We start from the raw sequence: 20681 nt of genomic DNA on the forward strand, positions 1-20681 counted from the left end.
TGGGTTAATTATTCATTATTTTCATAAGGTTAGAACTGATCGAGCGGCGAGCCGTGGCAGCTTATTGCGCAACGGATTACGAGCTCAAAGGCAGCGATCTTTTTTCGGTCGCAGTTGTACTGTTCTGTTAAATTAAGAGTTCAAACATCTGTATTTGCCGTGCTGGCAAGCTAAAATTACGATAGTGATCGTGGCGGCCGCGCCCAGTGGCTAGTTTTTCTCACTCGCTGCTATAATGGACGACGCTTATCCTAAACCTAAAATACTTATAAGGAAGATATCATGTCCGATCAGTCCAAGCAGAGCAGCGACGGCGCAGCTGACGCCATCGCCGCAGTTGCAATCATCAGTATTGTAGTGCTCAGTCTTTATCTCTGGTTGTCTGGCATGCCGAGCTAAAGCAGCTCTGGAGCAGCTCAATACGGCGGACTAGTTAAGTTAGCTACCCGCAGTGCTGACTACCAGTTTCACAATGGTGAACAGGGTAGCGACAAATACTGTAGTCAGTATCACACCTGCCAAGAGAAACGCGCCAAACTTACCACGTTTGAAATCGCGCTCACGGTTGCGACTACTTTGCACTCCAAAACCCGCGGCAAGAATGCTGCCTACTACCTCTGTGGTAGAGACTTTATCTTCCGTGGGTTGCTGGATCTGTTGATCTTGTCCTGCTTGCCCCATTGCCACCCTCTTATCCATTTAGGTTCGGTGATAACCAGCGCGCCATATCCTCAACTTTAACTCCTTTGCGGCTGGCCAGATCTTCAACCTGATCATAGCCTATTTTACCCACTGCGAAATAGCGTGATTCCGGGTGAGAAAAATACCAGCCACTGACAGCTGATGCCGGTAGCATCGCATAGTTATCCGATAAGCTCACACCGGTTGCTGCGGTGGCATCAAGCAAATTAAATAAAATACCTTTTTCCGTGTGATCGGGGCAGGCGGGATAGCCAGGTGCCGGCCGAATACCTTGGTAGCGCTCGCGGATCAGTGACTCATTATCCAAGTTTTCATCTGCTGCATAGCCCCAAAGCTCTCGTCGCACTTCGCGGTGCAAATACTCGGCAAAGGCTTCTGCCAGCCGGTCTGCTAATGCTTTTAGCAAAATGCTGTTGTAGTCATCGTGATTAGCCTCATAGGCTTGGGCCCGCTCGGCCACACCGTGTCCGGTGGTCACACAAAAACCACCGATATAATCGGATAAACCGCTGTTCTGAGGCGCCACATAATCAGCCAGACAGAAATTGGCTTCGCCGCTGGGCTTTTCCATTTGCTGACGCAGGTGATGCAGGGTGGCCAGTTCTTCACTGCGACTTTCATCACTAAATACCACTACATCGTCGCCGCGGCGCTCAGCCGGCCAAAAACCAACCACCCCTTTTGCCTGAAGCCAGTTCTCTTCCAGCATTTTTTTTAGCATATCTTGAGCGTCAGCGAACAGTTCGCGAGCCTGTGCACCTACTTTATCGTCCTTGAGAATGGCAGGGTACTTGCCGGCCAGTTCCCAGGAGATAAAAAAGGGCGTCCAATCGATCAGCTCGACAAGCTTTTGCAGTGGCACATTGTCAAACACTCGGGTGCCGATAAAACTCGGCTTGGGCGGTGTATAGTTATCCCAATCTAGTTCTGGTCCTTTATTTGCCGCTTCGGCGTAGGGCAGGGTACGGGTGCGCGGCTTGCGGTTTGCCACCCGCTCACGCACTACCTTGTACTCCGCTTGCAGCTTGTCAATGAACGCGGCTTTGTCCTCGCTAAGTAATTGCGAAGCGACAGAAACGCTGCGCGAAGCATCGGGTACATAAACGACCTGATCATTACTGTAGCTGGGTTCGATCTTCACTGCGGTGTGAGCTTTGGAAGTCGTGGCGCCGCCGATTAACAGCGGGATCTGAAAATCATTGCGCTGCATCTCACTGGCCACATAGATCATCTCATCTAGAGATGGCGTAATCAGGCCAGACAGACCAATCATGTCGACCTTTTCTTCTTTAGCAACGCGCAGAATCTCTTCGCAATGCACCATTACGCCGAGGTCGATCACCTCGTAATTGTTGCACTGCAGCACCACACCGACGATGTTCTTGCCGATATCGTGGACATCGCCTTTCACCGTAGCCATTAATATCTTGCCGTTGGTTTGGTTGCTGTCGACTTTTTCAGCCTCAATAAAAGGCTGCAAATAGGCGACCGCCTGTTTCATCACCCGAGCGCTTTTAACCACTTGCGGCAAAAACATTTTGCCCTCAGCAAAGAGGTCACCCACGACGTTCATGCCGTCCATCAGTGGGCCTTCAATGGCTTGAATAGGGCGCTCGTAAGCTTGTCTGGCCTCCTCAGCATCCTCGATAATAAAAGTGTTAATACCTTTCACTAGAGCGTATTCAAGGCGCTTAACAACGTCTTGTTCACGCCAGCTGAGGTCTTCTTTGCGTGCTTCCTGAGTGCCGCTATCGCGATACCTATCGGCGATGTCCAGTAGGTTTTCAGTGGCCTCTGGGCGTCGGTTGAGGATTACATCTTCCACTGCCTCACGTAACTCGGCTGGTAGTTCGTCATATACAGCCAGTTGTGAGGCGTTAACGATACCCATGTCCATGCCGGCGCGAATCGCGTGGTACAAGAACACCGAGTTGATCGCTTCGCGCACCACGTTGTTGCCGCGGAAGGAAAAGGACACGTTAGAAACACCGCCAGAAACGAGCACTCCTGGCAGGTTTTGTTTGATGAAACGGGTGCCTTCAATAAAGTCCATGGCGTAGTTATTGTGCTCTTCTATCCCGGTGCCTACGGCAAAGATATTGGGGTCGAAGATAATATCCGATGGATTAAAGCCGACGGTGTTCACCAGCAGGTCGTAGCAACGGCGGCAAATTTCTTTACGTCGCTCGAGGTTGTCAGCCTGGCCGTCTTCGTCGAAGGCCATCACCACCACGGCGGCGCCGTAGCGGCGGCACAGCCGTGCTTGCTCCAGGAACTCTTCTTCACCAGCTTTTAAACTGATTGAGTTCACCACGGGTTTACCCTGAATACACTTCAGGCCCGCCTCGATGACGTTCCAGCGCGAGGAGTCGACCATGATCGGCACCCGAGAGATATCTGGTTCCGAAGCTACCAAGTTGAGGAAGGTGACCATGGCTTTTTCGGCATCGAGCATGCCTTCATCCATATTCACATCAATAATCTGCGCGCCATCTTCTACCTGAATGCGAGCCACTTGCAGGGCGGTATCGTAATCGCCGTCTAGCACCAGACGCTTAAAGCGCGCTGAGCCAGTGACGTTACAGCGTTCACCGACGTTCACAAACAAGCTATCGGCAGTGATGTTGAAAGGTTCTAAGCCACTGAGTCGGCAGGCTGGGGGCACTTGGGGCAGGCTGCGGGGGGCAACGCCTTCTACGGCTTTAGCAATGGCGCGGATGTGGTCGGGTGTGGTGCCGCAGCAACCACCGGCCAAGTTCAGTAGGCCGCGCTGGGCAAATCCTCGAAAATCATCATGCATGTCATCGGGAGTTTCGTCGTACTCGCCGAAGGCGTTGGGTAAACCGGCATTTAAGTGGGCGCTAAAGTAGCAGCTCGCTACATTAGAAAGCTCTTCAAGAAATGGGCGTATCTCCTTGAATCTTCTGCCACAATTACTGCCAACTATAAGGGGGTTGGCGTGGGCGACAGCATTCCAGAAGGCCTCGGGGCTCTGCCCGGACAGCACCCGGCCGCTGGTGTCGGGAAATGTCACCGAGATCATCAGCGGCAGCTCTTGGCCGAGCTCTTCAAACACGCCTTGCACTGCAAAAATCGCTGCCTTGGCATTGAGAGTGTCGAAAATGGTCTCGATCATGAGCAAGTCGGCACCGCCTTCAATCAAGGCTCGGGCCGCCGCTGAGTAATCAGCGACCAGTTGATCGAAGTGGACGTTGCGGGCACCAGGGTCGTTCACATCTGGCGAAATAGATGCCGTGCGCGGTGTTGGACCAAGTACGCCGGCGACAAAGCGCGGCTTATCGGGCGTCTGCGCGCTGAACTCGTCAGCGACTCGGCGGGCAATTTGAGCACCAGCCAAGTTCAGTTCGGCGGCGAGGTCTTGCATGTTGTAGTCGCCTTGGGCGACTGCAGTGCTGTTAAAGGTGTTGGTGCTGATAATGTCAGCGCCGGCTGCCAAAAACTCGCCGTGGATGCGGGTGATCAGATCCGGGCGAGTTAAGGACAATAGGTCATTGTTGCCTTTGAGATCTGAGGGGAAGTCGGCAAAGCGCTCACCGCGGTAGCCTGCATCGCTTAAGCCCTGAGCCTGGATCATAGTGCCCATTGCTCCGTCTAGCATCATGATTCGCTCTTTCAATCCCTGTTCAATGAGCGTGCGGGAGGACGGACGACTGGACATAGTTTTCCCCTGTCAGTTACAGCAAATAGAGTGTTTAGCTTGTATAAAATGTTGGACCGGAGGGCTTGGGATGCCTCGGCGGCGCACATTCTAGCAGAATGCATGCCCATATGGGCGTCCAAACTCAAACACTTCTCGTACAATTGGGCTCAAAGTGTTAGAATACCTGACCAATTTACTGGGAAATGAGCTGTACTATGGTGACCATTACTGAATCTGCCCAAGAATACCTCGCGGAGCTCCTGTCAAAGCAGGAAGACGCACTGGGCGTCAGGGTATTCATCAACCAGCCGGGAACGGCCCGCGCAGAAACTTGCATTGCCTATTGCCGTGAAGGCGATTTGGAAGAAAACGACGAAAAACACGAATATGGCAGCATCACCGCCTGGTTTGACGGGCGCAGCCTGCCATATTTAGAAGACGCCTTGGTCGATTATTCCAAGGATCGTATGGGTGGCCAGTTAACTATCAAGGCCCCCAACGCCAAACTGCCTCGGGTGGATGAAAACAGTCCACTTGAAGACCGCATCAACTATGTCCTCTACAACGAAGTGAATCCGGCCTTAGCCGCTCACGGAGGCGAGGTGAGCTTGGTTGAGGTGACTGAAGATCAGTTCGCGATTTTGCGCTTCGGTGGTGGCTGTCAGGGCTGCGGCATGGTTGATCAAACACTCAAAGGCGGTGTTGAAAAAACGCTTCTGGAGCAGCTGCCACAACTTAAGGGTGTGCGCGATATGACAGACCACTCAGATCGCTCGCAAGCTTATTACTAAGTTCTCTGAGCATTGCTTATCACAGTGCCAACATAAAGGCCGGGCTAATTGCCCGGCCTTTTGCTTTTATCCCTAAGCTGAAAGGATAAGCTGCTGCCAGCCTTATCCGCGACGTGTTGGCAGGATATCTTTGAGTTTGTCACGCGCAGTGCGAAGGCATTCTGCGGTGGTATCCCAGTCGATGCAGCCATCAGTTACCGAGACGCCGTACTCCAGATCCTCTAAGTTCTCCGGAATCGACTGATTACCCGCCTTCAGGTTGCTCTCGATCATCAATCCGACAATCGACTTATTGCCAGAAATAATTTGGCTAACCACATCCTCTACTACCAGCGTTTGTAACTCCGGCTGCTTATTGGAGTTGGCGTGGCTGCAGTCGACCATGATGTTCAGCGGCGCCTTTGCCTTGTTCAGGGCCTCCTCACAGAGCGCAATGTTCACTGAGTCGTAGTTGGGGCCTGAACTACCGCCGCGCAAAACTACGTGGCCATAGCGATTACCCTTGGTGGTATAAACCGATACCCGTCCCTGGTGGTTAATACCTAAGAAGCGGTGGGGCTTAGACACTGAGTTCAGTGCGTTAGTCGCCACGGTAAGGCAGCCGTCAGTGCCATTTTTAAAACCAACGGCGCAGGATAGGCCGCTGGCCATTTCCCGGTGTGTTTGCGACTCTGTAGTGCGCGCGCCGATCGCAGACCAGCTGATAAGATCTTGCAAGTACTGGGGCGAAATAGGGTCCAGCGCTTCGGTGGATGTGGGCAGTCCCAGCTCTAGAATATCCAGCAGCAGTTTACGCCCTATATGCAAACCCTCTTCTATTTTGAAGGTGTCATTTAGGTGAGGGTCGTTAATTAAACCTTTCCAGCCCACTGTGGTGCGCGGCTTTTCAAAATAAACCCGCATGACAATATACAAAGTATCGGAGAGCTCATCGGCCAGTGCCTTCAATCGGCGGGCATAGTCCAGCGCCGCTTCGGGATCATGAATAGAGCAGGGGCCGACCACCACAAACATGCGTGGGTCCTTGCCATCAAGAATATCCCAAAGCACCTGGCGGCTCTCTGCCACCTTGGCTCTCACCGCGTCGCTCATCGGCAGCGCGGTCTTCAGTTGTTCCGGTGTCACCAACAAATCTTGTGAGGCGACGTTGATATTGTGTACTGCCATATTGCTCATTGCTACTTACCTGCTAGAGTGGATCCCTCGCGCCCAGCCAAATCAATTAAGGCCACACTTCATGTGCAACGGCTCTGGAGAAAGATGGCGCGATATTCTATAGCAGCCAGCATACTTTGGATAGACAGACAAGCTCCCGCAATCAAATTGAGGCCATATAATTGAGCGTGATAGCAACTCGCCCCCTATACAACATCGAGCAATTACAGGGCTATATAGAGCAGGGTTATCAACTGTTGACACCAAACCTGCGCTTGGCACGCCGGATTAAAGCCGAGTGGGATCGCAGTCAAGCTGCCAGTGGCGCCCGTGTTTGGCGCCCTCTGGCGGTACGGCCACTAGAGCAGTGGCTGTACCAGCAGTGGCTATCGCGCAGTCTCAGTCGGCCCTCACTGCGACGGATACCCATAGGGCAGGGCCAAGCGCTAGCCCTGTGGCGTCAAATTATTCGCAATCAAATTGAACACAGCGGCTTACAACTCCTGCAGCCCGATGCTGCGGCTGCGATGGCAGAGCAGGCCCGCGGAAACTTATTGCGCTGGCAAATTTCGCTGCAGCAAGAGGCCATCGCTGCAGAGTTTGCTCTCGATCAAGATTGCGCGACCTTCCTGCAGTGGTGCCAGGCCTTTGAGGCGGCTCTGGAGGAGAGGGGCTTAGCAACCACTCTCGACGCGATCGCCATGCTGGCCCAAGATGGCTCGCATAAACCAACTGTTAAAGCTTTATTGCTGGATTTTGACGAGGTCGCCCCGCTGTTTCGCCACTGCCTTGCACAGCTCTGTAGCGACGTAGAAGAGTTGCAAGCCGCTGCCGAGCAGGCCAGCTTGCAGGCCTTCGCCTTTGCCGATCAGCGCAGTGAGCTGTTGAGCATAGCGCGCTGGATTCGCCACTTACATCAAGCCGAGCCCAACGCAGCGATTGGCGTGGTTCTGGGCGATATGCGCGCCGATCGCTCCCATTTGGAATACCTGCTGCGGCGCGAGTTTGATTGCCTCAATGAGAATTACGCCCAGTTACCGGTCAACTTTTCTACCGGCTGGCCACTGGCGGAAGTACCCTTGGTGCGCGATGCCCTATTAGCACTGAACATGAGCCGCAATCAGCTGAATGTGAATGAGCTGCTCAGCTTGCTGCGCTCCCGCTTTGTGAACCTGCCCGACAAGCATTCAGCCCTAGGCCAGAAATTTATTGTGCGCCTCTTTGATCAAGGTTTAGAGCAGATGCCGGCGGCCACAGTGCGCAACTTGGCCTGCCAAGTCACACTAGGAGAGCAGCGCGGCTTAGCCCTAGGCGAAATACTACAATGCATTGCCCAGCGCCGTGAACTAGGTCAGCGTATGCGCCCATCCCAGTGGCTTGAGCACTTTGATGCTGTGCTACAACTCTGGGCTTGGCCGGGGCCTAGCAGTCTCGATTCACTCGAATATCAGCAGCTTGAACAGTGGCAGAGCATGCTCGAAAGTTACGCCGCTTACGATATGGTTTGTGATCACTTAGATTTACCGGGCGCTCTAAAGCTGTTGGCGCAGTGCTGTGCAGAGACCATGTTTCAAGCCCAAACCAGCGATAGCTCAATTCAGGTGTTGGGCCCCCTTGAGGCTGCCGGCCTCAGTTTCGATCACCTCTGGCTGGCGGGGATGCAGGCCAGTCAGTGGCCGGCCCCGGCGCGGCCTAATCCCTTGCTGCCGATGGCATTACAGCGCCGCTGTGGCATGCCCCACGCCAGCGCGGAGCGGGAATGGGACTACAGCAGTAAATTGCTCGCCCAATATCGCCGCAGTAGCGGGCAGCTCTACGCTAGCTACAGCCGTGAGCTCAATGGCGCACCAGAGCTGCCCAGTGCACTGCTCAATGACTTTGAGTGGGGCGATATGCCAGTGCCCGATGCACTGCCTGAGCAATGGCTCAAGATCTGGGAGCAGCGCGACATGGAATTTCTTGAGGATCACCAAGCGCCTGCCGTGTCTGAGCTCGAGCTGTCCAGTATAAAAGGCGGTAGTGGCTTAATCGAAGATCAGTCAAATTGCGCCTTTCGCGCTTTTGCCAAGCGTCGTCTCTCGGTTCAAAGCTTGTCAGAGCCCAGTTTGGCGCTGAGTGCGAGTGAGCGGGGCGTAGTGATGCACGATGCGCTCTATGCCCTGTGGGGCGAGTTAGGCAGTGCTAAAGGCCTGCTGGCTGTGGATGATGCTAAACAGGCTGAGATCATCGAGCGTGCGGTGGCGGCTGCCGTTGCCGCTGTGCCAGAGTCACGGCGCAGCGCCGTCGGTGAAGCTTATCTTGCCCAGGAGAGCGCTTATCTGGCTCAGTTACTGTCCGAATGGCTAGAAGTAGAGCGAGAGCGCGCCGACTTTGTCGTTAGCGCCCGTGAACAAGAGGCCAGTTTTGAGCTCAAGGGTTTACCGATGACACTGCGTGTCGACCGCATCGATACACTCGCTGATGGCTCGCAGATGATCATCGACTATAAATCGAGCCCTTGCAGTAAAAGTAGCTGGCTCGGTGAGCGACCAAGCCAGCCGCAATTACCACTCTACGGCATGGTCAGTACTGAAGCAGTTGGGGCGCTGGCCTTTGCTCAAGTGCGACCCCGTGAATGCCAGTACACCGGCATTGGTGATAGCGAAGCAGCTGATGCGGCTAAAGGCATTGAGGTCGACATAGCCAAGGCCATGCGTGGCAAAGCGCCCTGTCAGGATTGGCAGGATTTACGCAGTTATTGGCAGGACTGTTTAGAGCGCTTAGCTGAAGACTTTCTCAGTGGCGCTGCGATGGTAGACCCCCAGCCAAACAGTTGCACATGGTGCGGCCTGCAGGCCTTGTGCCGGGTAGGCGCTGCCTACCTAGAGATCGACGAAGATGCACTTGATGATGGGCAAGAACTATGACGATTGTTGATGCGGTGCAGCGGGAGGCGGCGCTCAACCCCCTTAAAAGCTTTTGTGTCAGTGCACCAGCTGGCTCCGGAAAAACTGAACTGCTGATTCAGCGATTCTTGGCCTTACTCGCCAGGGTGCAACGCCCCGAGCAAGTCCTTGCCATCACTTTTACCCGCAAGGCAGCGGCGGAGATGCGCGAGCGGGTAGTGCAAGCCCTGCAAGAGGCGCAAGCAGGACTGCCTTGTAGCAGCGACCATCAACAACGGACCCGAGACCTAGCGCTTGCGGCCCTAGAGCGGGACCGCGAGCAAGCTTGGCGATTACTGCACAACACTGCACGGCTCAATATCCGCACCATCGACGGTTTTTGCGCCGCTCTCACTCGGCAAATGCCGGTGTTGAGTGCCTTTGGTGCACAAGCAACGGCAGTGGATGATGCCGTCCCGCTCTATGCTGAAGCGGTGGCCGAGTTATTTGCCATGACTGAGGGTGAGCATCCGGTTAAAACTGACCTAAGAGCCCTAATGCTGCACTTTGACAACCGCTGGAACCGCCTCAGTGAGCTGCTGCAGGGCTTGCTTGCACGCCGCGATCAGTGGTTGTCATACATTCATGTGCGTCACTCACCCGAGGCCGCAGAGCAAAGGCTGCTGCAAACCGTAGAAGGTGTTGTTTGCGAAACCCTTGCCCAGCTGCGCCAGCAGTTTGGCGCCCGTCTCTCGGCACTTTACGATCTGCGCTGTTTTAGTGCGCAGAACCTAGGTGAAGCAGAACCTCGTCACGCTGGTGATAGCCTAGAAGACCTGCCTGAGTGGCGAGCTCTGCGCCATATGTTATTGACCAAAGATGGCAGCAAATGGCGCTCTAGATTCACGGTTAAAGAAGGTTTCCCGCCGGGTAATGGTCGAAATAAGGAACAAAAGGAGGCGCTGCAAGAGATTATCAGTGAACTGAGCGCTGACGATGGCCTGCGCCAGGCTTTACTTGAAGTCGATGTCCTGCCTGAGATCGAAGGCAATAGCACCAGCTGGCAATTAGTACTGCATCTGAGCAATGTGCTGCCTGTTCTCGCCGCTCAGTTGCTGTTGGTGTTCGAGCGCCACGGCAAGGTTGATCACAGCCAGGTTGCCCAGTCGGCTCTGCAGGCTCTGGGTGATGATGATTACCCAACAGATCTCGCCTTGCGTTTGGATTATCAACTAGAGCATATTTTAATTGATGAATTCCAAGACACCGCTATTACACAATTTGAGCTGCTGCGCCGCCTAACCCGAGGTTGGGCTGAGCACAATGAGGCCAACCCCGGCGCGCCACGCAGTTTTCTAATTGTTGGCGATGGTATGCAATCCATCTACGGCTTCCGCGATGCCAACGTCAGTCTCTTCTTGCAGGCCCGCGACCATGGTTTTAATGGCGTGCTGCCGGAGTATCTTGAATTACAAGCTAACTTCCGCTCAGAGGCCGGCGTGGTCGACTGGGTTAACCAAACCTTCTCTCAAGTTTTTCCCCAAGAAGATAATATTGCTCGCGGCGAAGTCAGTTTTAGTGCGGCCACTGCGGTTAAGCCAGTGGGTAGCGATCCCGCTGTCAGGCTTCAGGTTTTTCATGGCGATGAAGCAGAGCAAGCAGAAGTTGCCTTTGTCTGTGATGGCGTAGCCGAGGCCCTGACGGCATCTAATGATGGCAGCATCGCAGTACTTGGCCGCAGTCGTCCCCAGCTGCAGGGTATTGTGGCAGGACTGCGTGAGCGCGGTATCGCCTTTGCTGCTCAAGATATGGACCGTCTCGAGCACTCGCCGGTGGTGCTCGACTTAATGACCCTCGTACGAGCGCTCTCGAATCGAGCAGACCGAGTGGCCTGGATGGCAGTATTGCGTGCCCCTTGGTGCGGCTTGAGTTTAGCTGACTTACTGAGCCTCGCTAGGGCTGATGATAATGGACGCTATCAAGATCTACTCACCCTCTGTGGCGAGCCAGCAGTGGTACAAGCTTTATCTGAGGATGGCCGCAAGCGCTTGAGCGCTCTGCGTAGCGCGATGAACTGGGCGATTGCCCGTCGCGACCGACTGTCGCAAAGGGCCTGGCTGGAGCAGTTATGGCTGCGCCTAGATGGGCCTGCCACCGTCGCTGAGAAAGCGGCCTTGGCAGATGCCCAACGTTTTTTTGAGCTGATCGAGCAGGGCGAGCTGGAAGGGCGCAACTTTGATCTGCCTTGGCTACAAACGCAAGTGGCTAAACTCTACGCCAACGCGGGTGATCCCGATGCCCGTGTACAGTTAATGACTTTGCATAAAGCAAAAGGACTAGAGTTTGATCATGTCTTTATTCCAGCCTTAGCCCGCAAGTCTGGTAACGATTCGCGGCCCCTAATGCTCTGGGATGAATTTGGCGACGATCAAGGGCAGCGCAGTTTTCTGCTAGCTGCTGATGATCACAGTAAAAAGGGTGAGCCCGGCGTTTACAATTACCTAGCGCAGCGACGCAAGCGCAAGACTCAACTGGAAAACACCCGACTCTTATATGTCGGTGCGACCCGTGCGATCAAGCAATTAGTACTAAGTGCAACGCTGAAGGTCGACGCGAAAACTGACAGCCTTAAAGCGCCTACTGAGAACACCTTGTTGGCCTGTATATGGCCGGCGGTGAAAGAGCAGGCGCAGATTGTCGAAGTCGCCGATGGCATGCCTCAGCAGCACAATGAAGTAAGTTGGCCCTTATTACAGCGCTTAGTCATAGCTACAGAAGTCAGTGAAGCAGCGCCGCTGGAGCAGAGGGCCAGCGATAACAGCAACCGGCCAGCGCCTCTCGCCAATAGTCTGGAGCGGCATAGCGGGACAGTCGTGCACCAAGCACTGGAAGTGCTAGCGCAACGCTCAGACTTACCCCGGGAGCCCTCAGAGGACGATTTCAGTTTGTGGCGCTGGTCTCTCGCTTGCCTCGGCCTAGAAGGTGCAGTGCTAGAACAAGCTTTTGAACGGGTTAAGGCTTCGGTCAGCCAAACCTTAGCCGATGAGCAAGCGGGGCGCTGGCTTCTCAGCTCCCAACATAAAGAGGCAGCTTGTGAATTGGCCCTTACGCAAGTCAGCGCTGAAGGGGAGATCAAAGACATTGTCATCGATCGAACCTTTATTGATCCCCTAGAGGGAACACGCTGGGTCGTGGATTACAAAACCAGTGAGCCGGCTGAAGGGCAGTCCTTGGCTGAATTTATGGCCCATGAGGCGCAGCGTTATCAAAAGCAGCTGCTGACTTATCGCGACGCGCTCTCTGAGCTCGGCCCTGAACCTCTGCGCTGTGCACTGTACTTTACTGCACTCGCTGAGCTGCACCCGGTCGAGCTGCCACCGCCGGCATAAAGCTGCCGCTTTTGGACCCCGATACTGCTAGCTATACTGGCAGGGCCTAGTGTTTTGCGAGAGTGGTTTTAGGCTCTGCCAGCCGGCGCTGCCAGTGGTCGCGAAGCCAGCCACACGGTGAATTTATTGTTCGCGGCGAACTTTTCCAGCGCGGCAAAACGGCGTTTGAGTCCCGCTTGATAATTGAGATGTCGGTTCGCCACTAAGCATAGCTTGCCCTCACTACTCACTTGCTTAGCGGCCTGGCTCAGCAGGCGGCGGCCAGCAAAGTCATCAACGGTATGCTGCAAATGAAAGGGCGGGTTACACAGTATCAAGTCCGCTTTGGCGCCGCGATAGTGCTTCAGGCCATCACCGTGATGAAACTCACAGCGCGCTAAAGCCTGTGGCTGCAAGTGCTCTAAGTTCTCTCGCGCCGAAGCTACCGCCATGGCCGATTCATCACAAAACACCAGCTCTTGAGCAAGGCCTGCATCAAGAGCAGCAAGGCCAAGCACGCCGTTGCCACAGGCTAAGTCAATTAGCCGAGAAACAGGCGCTAAGCGCTGTAACTGAGCAATCAGTAATTCGCTACCGCGGTCTAATTGTTCGCGACTAAAAACGTTTGGCAGAGCTCTAAGCTCGGCGTTTAAGGCCTGGCAGTAATACTGCGACCACTGGGCCTTTGCCTCGTGCCGAAGCCCGTCAATAGTGGCAGAAAATAGCCGCGCTTTTCGGCGGCCGCGGTGGCGCTCAGTAGGGCCTATATAGCGCTCAATAATAGCGGCGGTTTGGGGTGAGAGGTGCTTGTCCATCCCGCCAATGACTAATCGCGTTCCGGGGGCCAAGGTCGTCGCCAAGCAAGCTAGTTGGTACTCGAAGTAGGCCAGCTGCTTGGGCACTCGCATCAGCACTATGCTGGCGGTGGCGGGAGGTGGCTCTGTGCTCCAAATCACCTGGCACTCCGGTAGCCGGTTGCGTGCTAAGTTGTCCCGCAGGGCTCTGACACTGAGCGCTGAATCACTCCACATCCAGGCAGCTTTAAGGGCGGTAGTTAATGCGCCGTGTTCATCATTAACTACCAAAGTGGTCGCGGGGGAGGCTGGCTCAGCCGCAAAAGCCTCAAGCAACAGGCTGTCGGCCGCGCACCAAGCATTCAGTGTGTCATTTGGCCTACGGGGATAGCGCTGTAGTTCAAAACAGCCAAAGGGCGTTTCAAACTGCGCTGCGGGCTGTACAGAGCTCATGCTTCAGCTATCGCGCCCTAAGTAGAGTGTCAGTTGCTGCCCGGGGCGCAGATAAGCGCGAGGATCTAGGGAGTTCCACCTGATAATATCATCGATAGAGACCTTAAAACGGCCCGCGATACGGTACAGAGAGTCACCGCGACGCACTCGATAATCGTGGCTTTGAGGGCTCTGTGCCAGCGCAGCACCCCAAGTCGAACCCTGTGGAATGAGCAGGGTATCGCCAGCGCGAATAAAGCTGCCGCGTAATTTGTTGACCTCTTTAATCATCGCCACTTGGGTATCAAATCTACGGGCAATACTGACTAAGTTGTCGCCTTGGCGAATGCGGTAATGCTGCCACTGCAGGCGGTCACTTGGGCTGAGATTGGCAAGGCCGTTTTCAAAAGCTTCCAGCGAGTCTACCGGCACCAGTAGTTCAGCCTGTGAGGGGGCCGTTGCCCAGCGCAATTGGCCGGGGTTAAGTGAGCGCAGTAAGTTTTCATCGACGCCGGCAAGCTCAGCAGCTTTGGCCAGTTCGATCTGACCACTGGTGCTGGCAATCGCAAATGCCGGGGCGTTAGTTACCGGCGGCAGATCGGCCTCGTATTGTTCTGGCTTATCAATAATCGAGGCCAGGGCCAGCAGCTTGGGCACATAATTTTTCGTTTCACGGGGTAAATTAAGGGACCAATAATCGGTGTCCTTATCGCGGCGCCTATTGCTCTTAATGGCGCGCATAACACGGCCTTTACCTGAGTTATAGGCGGCCAGTGCCAGTAGCCAGTCGCCATCAAAACTGGCTTGTAATTCCTCTAAGTAATCTAAGGCAACCCGGGTGGAGTCCCGCAGATCACGGCGACCGTCATACCACCAATTATTGGTTAAGCCGAGGTGTCGGCCAGTGGCAGGCATAATCTGCCACAAGCCAGCGGCGTGTTGCGGAGAGTTGGCAAAGGGGTCCATGGTGCTTTCGACTAGCGGCAGCAAGGCCAGCTCGATGGGCATACCTCGGGCTTCAACTTCTTCTACTATGTAGTGCAGATAGAGCTCTGAGCGAGCAGCGATCACATCGAGGTAATTGCTTTGCGCTAAGAAACGTTCTCGGGCAGCAACAATTTCTGGTTTTTCCTCATAGTCCTGCCAGCTCAATTGTGAGCGCAGGCGCTGCCATAGGTCATCGGGTTGTTCATCGAACAGGTCACTGTCTACTACGCGCAGCTCTGAGCTCGACACCAGATCGAGCCTTGTTTCTGAGTCATCTATGGCGCTAGTCACCAGGTCTTTACTGTCGATGAGCTCACTGCCTTCAGCGCCCTCTATGTTTCCCACAGCAGGCTTGTCTTGCGCTGGCATAGTCTGACAGGCAGCCAAGAAGGCGACCGTAGAAAATACTGTAAATAAGGTTCTTAACTGTTTGAAAATCAAAAGAAATCTTCTGTGTTATTAGTGCTAAATAAAGGCTTTAAAAAGTATCTTTCCAAGCGCGTACAGTAGCGAAAACCTCAGCTCCTGAGCTACCTTCTAGGCGCCCCTGGGCTTTGAGAGAGGCCTGTAGTTCGGCAGTTTGACAGCGTAGAAATGGGTTAGTTGCCAACTCCTCAGCCAGCAGCGAGGGCACTGTCGCTTGGCCTAAATCACGCAGGCGCTGGGCCTTCTGTTGACGCTCAATGAGCGCTGCATTATCCGGCTCAACCGCACGGGCAAATTCCAGATTAGCCAAAGTGTATTCATGGGCGCAGTAAACTAAGGTATCGGCAGGCAAATCCGCTAGGAGCTGCAAGGAGCGGTGCATCACCTCAGCAGTGCCTTCGAACATCCGGCCACAGCCACCGGCAAAGAGAGTATCGCCACAAAATAGCAGTGGCGCGCTAGCCGAATCACTGGGCTGATGAAAGTAAGCAATGTGATCCATGGTGTGACCGGGTACTTCAAGGACGCTAAAACTATGTCCGAGTACCTCAATCTTGTCACCGGCGCTGAGGCGCTGACTAATACTGCCGATTTCTGGATTGTGAGGGCCCCACACCGGCACTGCTTGCTCGGCCAACAAGTCTTCTACGCCACCCACATGGTCAAAGTGATGGTGGGTGATGAGAATCCCTGTCAGGCTCAGGCCTTGCTCAGAGAGCACTTTGAGCACCGGCTCAGCGTCGCCGGGGTCAACCACAACGGCCTGCCCGGAGCGCTCCAGTAGCCAGATGTAATTGTCATTGAATGCCGGAATAGCTGATATTGAAAGCATAGTGAACCGTACAATTGATCAAGAAATACAGTACCATGATTGATACTGAAAACAGCCTTTAGAGGCCTCGGATGGACTTTATTCGTTCAAGCCGGGCACAGAGTTTAACGAGATTTTGACTGAACTGGAAACCTGGTATCAGACTGACAACGGACGCTACTTGTTAGAGCTGATTAAAGAGCAGCTGGCGGAGCCGCTAGATACTGCTTTTGGCTACCATTTGGCTCAGGTAGCTGTGACCCGTATGCACCCGCTCTACGATGCCAGCCGGGTGAGAAATCGCGTCTATGTGGCGGCGCAAAGTGGTGCTGCGGTAACTTTGCAAGCCGAATCAGACCAGCTGCCGCTAGCTAGCGACAGCGTCGACGTCATCATTGCGCACCATAATTTAGAATTCAGCGATAATCCACACCAAGCCTTGCGTGAATTGCATCGGGCCTTAACACCTCACGGCCACTTATTTATTATTGCTTTTAACCCCTGGAGCTTGACTGGCTTAAATGCCGCTTTACGGGCCCGAATGGGCCACCGATTGTGGCGTCATCGTCAGCCTCTCTCAACCGGGCGCTTGAGCGATTGGCTCAATATCTTGGGCTTTGAGCCCCAGCAAACGCTGCAGTGCTATGCTCTGCCACCTTTTGGTGGGCAGGGCATGAGAGCCTCAATAAAATCTGTTAATAAATGGTGTGTTAGCCGTGGCCTACCAATAGGTGGTCTGTTTATTATGCATGCCATTAAACAAGTACCTGCTTGCATCAACAGACCTATATTGCGCAGCAGGCGTGGCCGTCTGATCGGTCTTGCAGTGCCGCAATCGGTCTCGTCACCGCGAGCCTCAGCCACAGCGCGCAAAGGAGATGATACTGCGTGAAGGAAGTAGAAATTTTTACCGATGGCGCTTGCCGCGGCAACCCCGGACCCGGTGGTTGGGGCGCCTTATTACGTTTTAATGGCAATGAACGCGAACTATTTGGCGGCGAAGCTAATACCACCAATAATCGCATGGAGTTGCGGGCCGCCATCGAGGCCCTGCGCGCATTGAAAGAACCCTGCGCAGTGAACCTGACCACCGATTCGGTATATGTGCGCGATGGCATCACCAAGTGGCTCGATAACTGGAAAATTAAAGGCTGGAAAACCGCCGCCCGCAAACCCGTTAAAAACGAAGATCTGTGGCGCGCACTGGACGAACAAAATCAACGCCATAAAGTTAAGTGGCACTGGGTTAAAGGCCATAGCGGTCACCGAGAAAATGAAATTGCCGACCAATTAGCCAACCGTGGCATTGATCAACTGGAGCCTAGTTCATGAGGCAGATTGTTCTAGATACCGAAACTACTGGCCTGGAAGTTAGCCAAGGTCACCGTATTATCGAAATAGGCTGTGTGGAGTTAGTTAACCGCCGTTTGACTGGCAATCATTACCACCAGTACATCAATCCTGAGCGCGAGGTCGAGCAAGGCGCGATCGAAGTGCACGGTATCACCAACGAGTTTCTAGCTGATAAACCCGTCTTTTCCCAAATAGCGGCTGAGTTTGTTGACTATATCGCGGGAGCCGAATTAATCATTCATAACGCGCCCTTTGATATCGGCTTTCTCAACGCCGAATTACAGCGATTAGATGCCGGCTATGAGGATGTCGATAAGACTTGCTCAATTATCGACACCTTAGTGATGGCCAGGTCCAAACACCCGGGTCAGCGCAACAGCCTCGACGCTCTCTGCGCTCGTTACATGGTCGATAACTCCCAGCGTGAGCTGCACGGGGCCTTGCTAGACTCCGAGATTCTAGCAGATGTTTACCTGCTGCTGACTGGCGGCCAAACGGCGCTATCACTGTCCGATCACGACAGCTCTAACAGCTCGGGAACTAGCCTGGGGGAACGCCTGCGACGGCTGCCTGCAGATCGCATGCCGCTGCCCATCACTGAGCCCTCAGCAGATGAACTCGCTGCTGAACAAGCGCTCTTTGAGACAATGGCAGCTGGCAATGGCGGCACTGTGCTGTGGCGTGAGATGTTCGGTAGTAAGTAAGTGGCGCCTTAGCAATAAGGCTGAAACGCAAAGAATAGCGAGCAGACGAGGGTAGAGTAGAACTTAGCGCTGATAAGCCCAGTGCCTCCCCGCCACAGCGAGGGACACTGGACAACATGCGAGCTTAGATAAACATTGCTACGCAGGCAAAGCCCACACCGCCCAGAACGAGGGTGTAGGGGAACGCCATAATGACCATGCGGCCATAGGACAAGCGGATCAGCGGTGCCAGGGCCGAAGTCAACAAGAACAGGAAAGCGGCCTGACCGTTAGGGGTTGCCACACTGGGCAAGTTGGTTCCGGTGTTAATGGCCACTGCCAAGTGGTCAAACTCTTCCCGAGAAATTGAGCCCGCATCAAAAGCGGCCTTAATCTCATTGATATACACCGTGGCCACAAACACGTTATCGCTGATCATCGACAGCAAGCCGTTGGCCAAGAAGAACATGGAAGGGCGCACATCGGCATCCATGGCCAGCACGCGATCAATGACCGGAGTGAAGAGGTGCTGCTCGTGAATCACCGCAACGATGGCGAAGAACACAACCAGCAGGGCCGTAAAGGGCAGAGCTTCCTCAAAAGCTGGCCCAATCTGATGCTCATCAATCACACCGTTAAAGGCTGTCAACAACACAATAATCAGCAGACCGACTAAGCCCACCGCTGCCAAGTGAAAAGCTAGGGCCAGAACAAGGATCACAGCAACCGCGCCTTGCACCATGAGTCGGGCATTGGAGCGGGGATCGCGCTGCTTTTCCTGCTGGGCCGAGTAAGCCTCTAGCACAGCTCTAACATTGTTTGGTAGCTTGCTGCCATAACCGAACTTACCACTCATTTCGAGCAGTACGCAGGTGAGCAAGCCACAGGCTAGCACTGGCATGGTCACTGGTGCCATCACCACAACAAACTGAGCGAAACTCCAGCCTGCCACAGTGGCAATCAATAAGTTCTGTGGTTCACCAACCAGTGTACAAACACCGCCCAGTGCCGTACCAACAGCACCGTGCATCAGCAGGCTACGCAAAAAAGCGCGGAACGCTTCTAAGTCTTCGCGGTTACTTTCCTGCACCGTGTTGTCATCGGCATGGTCATGCACCTCCTCCTGAGCCATCAGTTTGCCAGAAGCGACCTTGTGATAGACCGCATAGAAACCAACACCAACGCTAATCAATACTGCGGTGACTGTCAGGGCGTCGAGGAAAGCCGACAACACAGCAGACACCAAGCAGAACAGTAGTGACAGAGCTACTTTTGACTTTACTCGCAATAAGATTTTGGTGAATACAAATAGCAGCAGCTCTTTCATGAAGTAGATGCCGGCGACCATGAACATCAACAGTAAAATCACTTCAAAGTTGGCGGCGGCTTCGTTGTAAACACTTTCCGGTGAAGCCATTCCCAGCAGTATTGCTTCAATCGCAATGAGCCCACCGGGCTGTAATGGATAGCAGCGCAGTGCCAGCGCTAGGGTAAAAATGAACTCCCCAATCAACACCCAGCCAGTGGCAAAAGGCCCTATAACATATAACAGCAGAGGATTGAGTAGCAAAAACGCCACAATAGTTCGTTTGTACCACTCAGGGGAACTACCTAAGAAGTTGCGCCAAATGGCGGTGCCCATTGATTCAGTCATAGCCTGTTTACAGCCCGTTGTTAAAATTTCAGCTGGACATTCTACGTTATTATTTGGCCCTAAAGTAAGCTTTACGGAAACGATTAAGGCTGCTATAGCTTAGTGAGCTTGCTCGCCGCAGGTGGCGAGCATACTATAGCCGCTCATTTTCAGGCATATCACTAGCACTATGTTCCGACCGGATAACTTAGCTCCAGCGCGCCCGGAGCAAGCACTCGCCATCGCTTTTCAGCAGGGGGAACTGATCAGCGACCTGCGCTCAGCCCAGGGCTGCTTATTACCGCTGGACTTAATAGGCGAAGCCGCTTGGATTGTTATCCGCGAGCAATTTCTAGGCTATTGGCATGAACAAGCCTGTTATGCCCTTGAGATAGATCCAGCGATCGATTTAGACCCCATGCGCTTTACCCGGGGTAACTTGTACCAGATTCTCGGCCAGCAAGAAGACGCGGTCTTTAACTTGGTTGGACGGGCAGCCCAATTATTAGCCTGGGAAAAGGAGCACCAGTTTTGCGGCTCCTGCGGGCGTCCCACAGAGCTCGATTCTGCTGAACGGGCCATGCGCTGCCGCCACTGCCGAAGCTTTAATTACCCCCGCATCTCACCCTGTATTATCGTGTTGGTGACCCGCGGAGAAGAGCTCTTACTGGCGCGCAATACTAACTTCCCCTACGAAATGTATAGTACTCTAGCCGGCTTTATTGAGGCCGGTGAAACCCCTGAGGAAACTCTAATTCGGGAAGTGCGTGAAGAGGTCAGCCTCGAGGTATGCAATATTCGCTATTTCCGTTCCCAGTCATGGCCTTTTCCCAATCAGTTGATGCTGGGCTTTTTTGCCGATTACGCTGGCGGTGATATTGTCTGCGACCTCACAGAAATTGCTGACGCGCAGTGGTTCCATTATCGCGACTTACCCACTGTGCCCCCAGCGCACTCCGTTGCCGGTCAGTTGATCCGGCATCAAGTAGCCCTTCTCACCCAACAACATACTTAAGTAGTG

Annotated in this window: 15 protein-coding genes; 8 read left to right on the forward strand and 7 right to left on the reverse strand. The window is 53.9% G+C overall.

The features are described 5' to 3' along the window. The first annotated feature begins 282 nt into the window (after positions 1 to 282). A complete protein-coding gene (locus H2508_RS14860; protein WP_220463567.1) occupies positions 283 to 399 on the forward strand; it encodes a methionine synthase in 117 nt (38 codons plus the stop codon). Between the two features lie 39 nt (positions 400 to 438). Here the strand turns inward: H2508_RS14860 and H2508_RS03675 are convergent, their stop codons facing one another. Further along, the gene (locus tag H2508_RS03675; protein WP_220463568.1) at positions 439 to 681 is read right to left on the reverse strand and encodes a DUF2970 domain-containing protein; all 243 of its coding nucleotides are present in this window, start codon (positions 679 to 681) and stop codon (positions 439 to 441) included. A 10-nt stretch (positions 682 to 691) separates the two neighbouring features. Then, complete coding sequence (gene metH, locus H2508_RS03680) at positions 692 to 4381, reverse strand: methionine synthase (protein ID WP_182169018.1); 3690 nt, start codon at positions 4379 to 4381, stop codon at positions 692 to 694. Between the two features lie 197 nt (positions 4382 to 4578). Between metH and nfuA the strand changes: the two genes are divergently transcribed. Beyond that, positions 4579 to 5154 carry a Fe-S biogenesis protein NfuA gene (gene nfuA / locus H2508_RS03685; protein ID WP_182169019.1) on the forward strand — a complete coding sequence of 192 codons (576 nt, stop codon included), beginning with the start codon at positions 4579 to 4581 and terminating at the stop codon, positions 5152 to 5154. A gap of 102 nt (positions 5155 to 5256) precedes the next feature. Here nfuA and H2508_RS03690 read toward each other — a convergent pair whose 3' ends face one another. Continuing rightward, complete coding sequence (locus H2508_RS03690; protein WP_182169020.1) at positions 5257 to 6330, reverse strand: 3-deoxy-7-phosphoheptulonate synthase; 1074 nt, start codon at positions 6328 to 6330, stop codon at positions 5257 to 5259. Positions 6331 to 6497: 167 nt separating this feature from the next. Between H2508_RS03690 and H2508_RS03695 the strand changes: the two genes are divergently transcribed. Further along, the gene (locus H2508_RS03695) at positions 6498 to 9215 is read left to right on the forward strand and encodes a PD-(D/E)XK nuclease family protein (protein ID WP_328799332.1); all 2718 of its coding nucleotides are present in this window, start codon (positions 6498 to 6500) and stop codon (positions 9213 to 9215) included. Next, positions 9212 to 12562: a UvrD-helicase domain-containing protein gene (locus H2508_RS03700; protein ID WP_182169022.1), complete on the forward strand. Its 3351-nt coding sequence runs from the start codon at positions 9212 to 9214 to the stop codon at positions 12560 to 12562. The genes H2508_RS03695 and H2508_RS03700 overlap by 4 nt, the downstream gene beginning before the upstream one ends. Before the next feature lie 68 nt (positions 12563 to 12630). On the opposite strand, the gene H2508_RS03705 is transcribed toward H2508_RS03700, so the two are convergent. The 3 genes from H2508_RS03705 to gloB all read right to left on the reverse strand — a co-directional run bounded on the left by H2508_RS03705 (position 12631) and on the right by gloB (position 16012). After that, positions 12631 to 13788, reverse strand: a complete 1158-nt coding sequence (locus H2508_RS03705; protein WP_182169023.1) for a methyltransferase — start codon at positions 13786 to 13788, stop codon at positions 12631 to 12633. Between the two features lie 3 nt (positions 13789 to 13791). Next, positions 13792 to 15099 carry a LysM peptidoglycan-binding domain-containing protein gene (locus H2508_RS03710; protein ID WP_328799305.1) on the reverse strand — a complete coding sequence of 436 codons (1308 nt, stop codon included), beginning with the start codon at positions 15097 to 15099 and terminating at the stop codon, positions 13792 to 13794. A 133-nt stretch (positions 15100 to 15232) separates the two neighbouring features. Beyond that, positions 15233 to 16012 carry a hydroxyacylglutathione hydrolase gene (gene gloB / locus H2508_RS03715; RefSeq protein ID WP_182169025.1) on the reverse strand — a complete coding sequence of 260 codons (780 nt, stop codon included), beginning with the start codon at positions 16010 to 16012 and terminating at the stop codon, positions 15233 to 15235. A gap of 115 nt (positions 16013 to 16127) precedes the next feature. Between gloB and H2508_RS03720 the strand changes: the two genes are divergently transcribed. From H2508_RS03720 to dnaQ, 3 genes are read left to right on the forward strand one after another with little or no spacing between them, the layout of a single operon-like run. Then, the gene (locus tag H2508_RS03720; RefSeq protein WP_182169026.1) at positions 16128 to 16883 is read left to right on the forward strand and encodes a class I SAM-dependent methyltransferase; all 756 of its coding nucleotides are present in this window, start codon (positions 16128 to 16130) and stop codon (positions 16881 to 16883) included. Continuing rightward, on the forward strand, positions 16880 to 17323 hold the full coding sequence (rnhA, locus tag H2508_RS03725) for a ribonuclease HI (protein ID WP_182169027.1): 444 nt from the start codon (positions 16880 to 16882) through the stop codon (positions 17321 to 17323). Before H2508_RS03720 ends, rnhA begins: the two co-directional genes overlap by 4 nt. Beyond that, complete coding sequence (gene dnaQ, locus H2508_RS03730; protein ID WP_182169028.1) at positions 17320 to 18048, forward strand: DNA polymerase III subunit epsilon; 729 nt, start codon at positions 17320 to 17322, stop codon at positions 18046 to 18048. Before rnhA ends, dnaQ begins: the two co-directional genes overlap by 4 nt. A 124-nt stretch (positions 18049 to 18172) precedes the next feature. Here dnaQ and nhaB read toward each other — a convergent pair whose 3' ends face one another. After that, positions 18173 to 19681, reverse strand: a complete 1509-nt coding sequence (gene nhaB / locus H2508_RS03735; protein ID WP_182169029.1) for a sodium/proton antiporter NhaB — start codon at positions 19679 to 19681, stop codon at positions 18173 to 18175. A 169-nt stretch (positions 19682 to 19850) separates the two neighbouring features. On the opposite strand from nhaB, the gene nudC reads away from it, so the two are divergent. Next, positions 19851 to 20675, forward strand: coding sequence for an NAD(+) diphosphatase (nudC, locus tag H2508_RS03740; RefSeq protein WP_182169030.1), 825 nt, complete (start codon positions 19851 to 19853; stop codon positions 20673 to 20675). The last annotated feature ends 6 nt before the right edge of the window (positions 20676 to 20681 follow it).

The sequence above is a fragment of the Sediminihaliea albiluteola genome (assembly GCF_014077625.1).
Classification (GTDB): Bacteria; Pseudomonadota; Gammaproteobacteria; order Pseudomonadales; family Halieaceae; genus Sediminihaliea; species Sediminihaliea albiluteola.

What these genes read in the sequence shown, in the direction of transcription:
- H2508_RS14860 (WP_220463567.1), top strand. Translation starts at nt 283, where the DNA reads ATGTCCGATCAGTCCAAGCAGAGCAGCGACGGCGCAGCTGACGCCATC.
- dnaQ (WP_182169028.1), top strand. Translation starts at nt 17,320, where the DNA reads ATGAGGCAGATTGTTCTAGATACCGAAACTACTGGCCTGGAAGTTAGC.
- H2508_RS03675 (WP_220463568.1), bottom strand. Translation starts at nt 681, where the DNA reads ATGGGGCAAGCAGGACAAGATCAACAGATCCAGCAACCCACGGAAGAT.
- H2508_RS03705 (WP_182169023.1), bottom strand. Translation starts at nt 13,788, where the DNA reads ATGAGCTCTGTACAGCCCGCAGCGCAGTTTGAAACGCCCTTTGGCTGT.
- H2508_RS03690 (WP_182169020.1), bottom strand. Translation starts at nt 6,330, where the DNA reads ATGAGCAATATGGCAGTACACAATATCAACGTCGCCTCACAAGATTTG.
- H2508_RS03700 (WP_182169022.1), top strand. Translation starts at nt 9,212, where the DNA reads ATGACGATTGTTGATGCGGTGCAGCGGGAGGCGGCGCTCAACCCCCTT.
- nudC (WP_182169030.1), top strand. Translation starts at nt 19,851, where the DNA reads ATGTTCCGACCGGATAACTTAGCTCCAGCGCGCCCGGAGCAAGCACTC.
- gloB (WP_182169025.1), bottom strand. Translation starts at nt 16,012, where the DNA reads ATGCTTTCAATATCAGCTATTCCGGCATTCAATGACAATTACATCTGG.
- nfuA (WP_182169019.1), top strand. Translation starts at nt 4,579, where the DNA reads ATGGTGACCATTACTGAATCTGCCCAAGAATACCTCGCGGAGCTCCTG.
- nhaB (WP_182169029.1), bottom strand. Translation starts at nt 19,681, where the DNA reads ATGACTGAATCAATGGGCACCGCCATTTGGCGCAACTTCTTAGGTAGT.
- metH (WP_182169018.1), bottom strand. Translation starts at nt 4,381, where the DNA reads ATGTCCAGTCGTCCGTCCTCCCGCACGCTCATTGAACAGGGATTGAAA.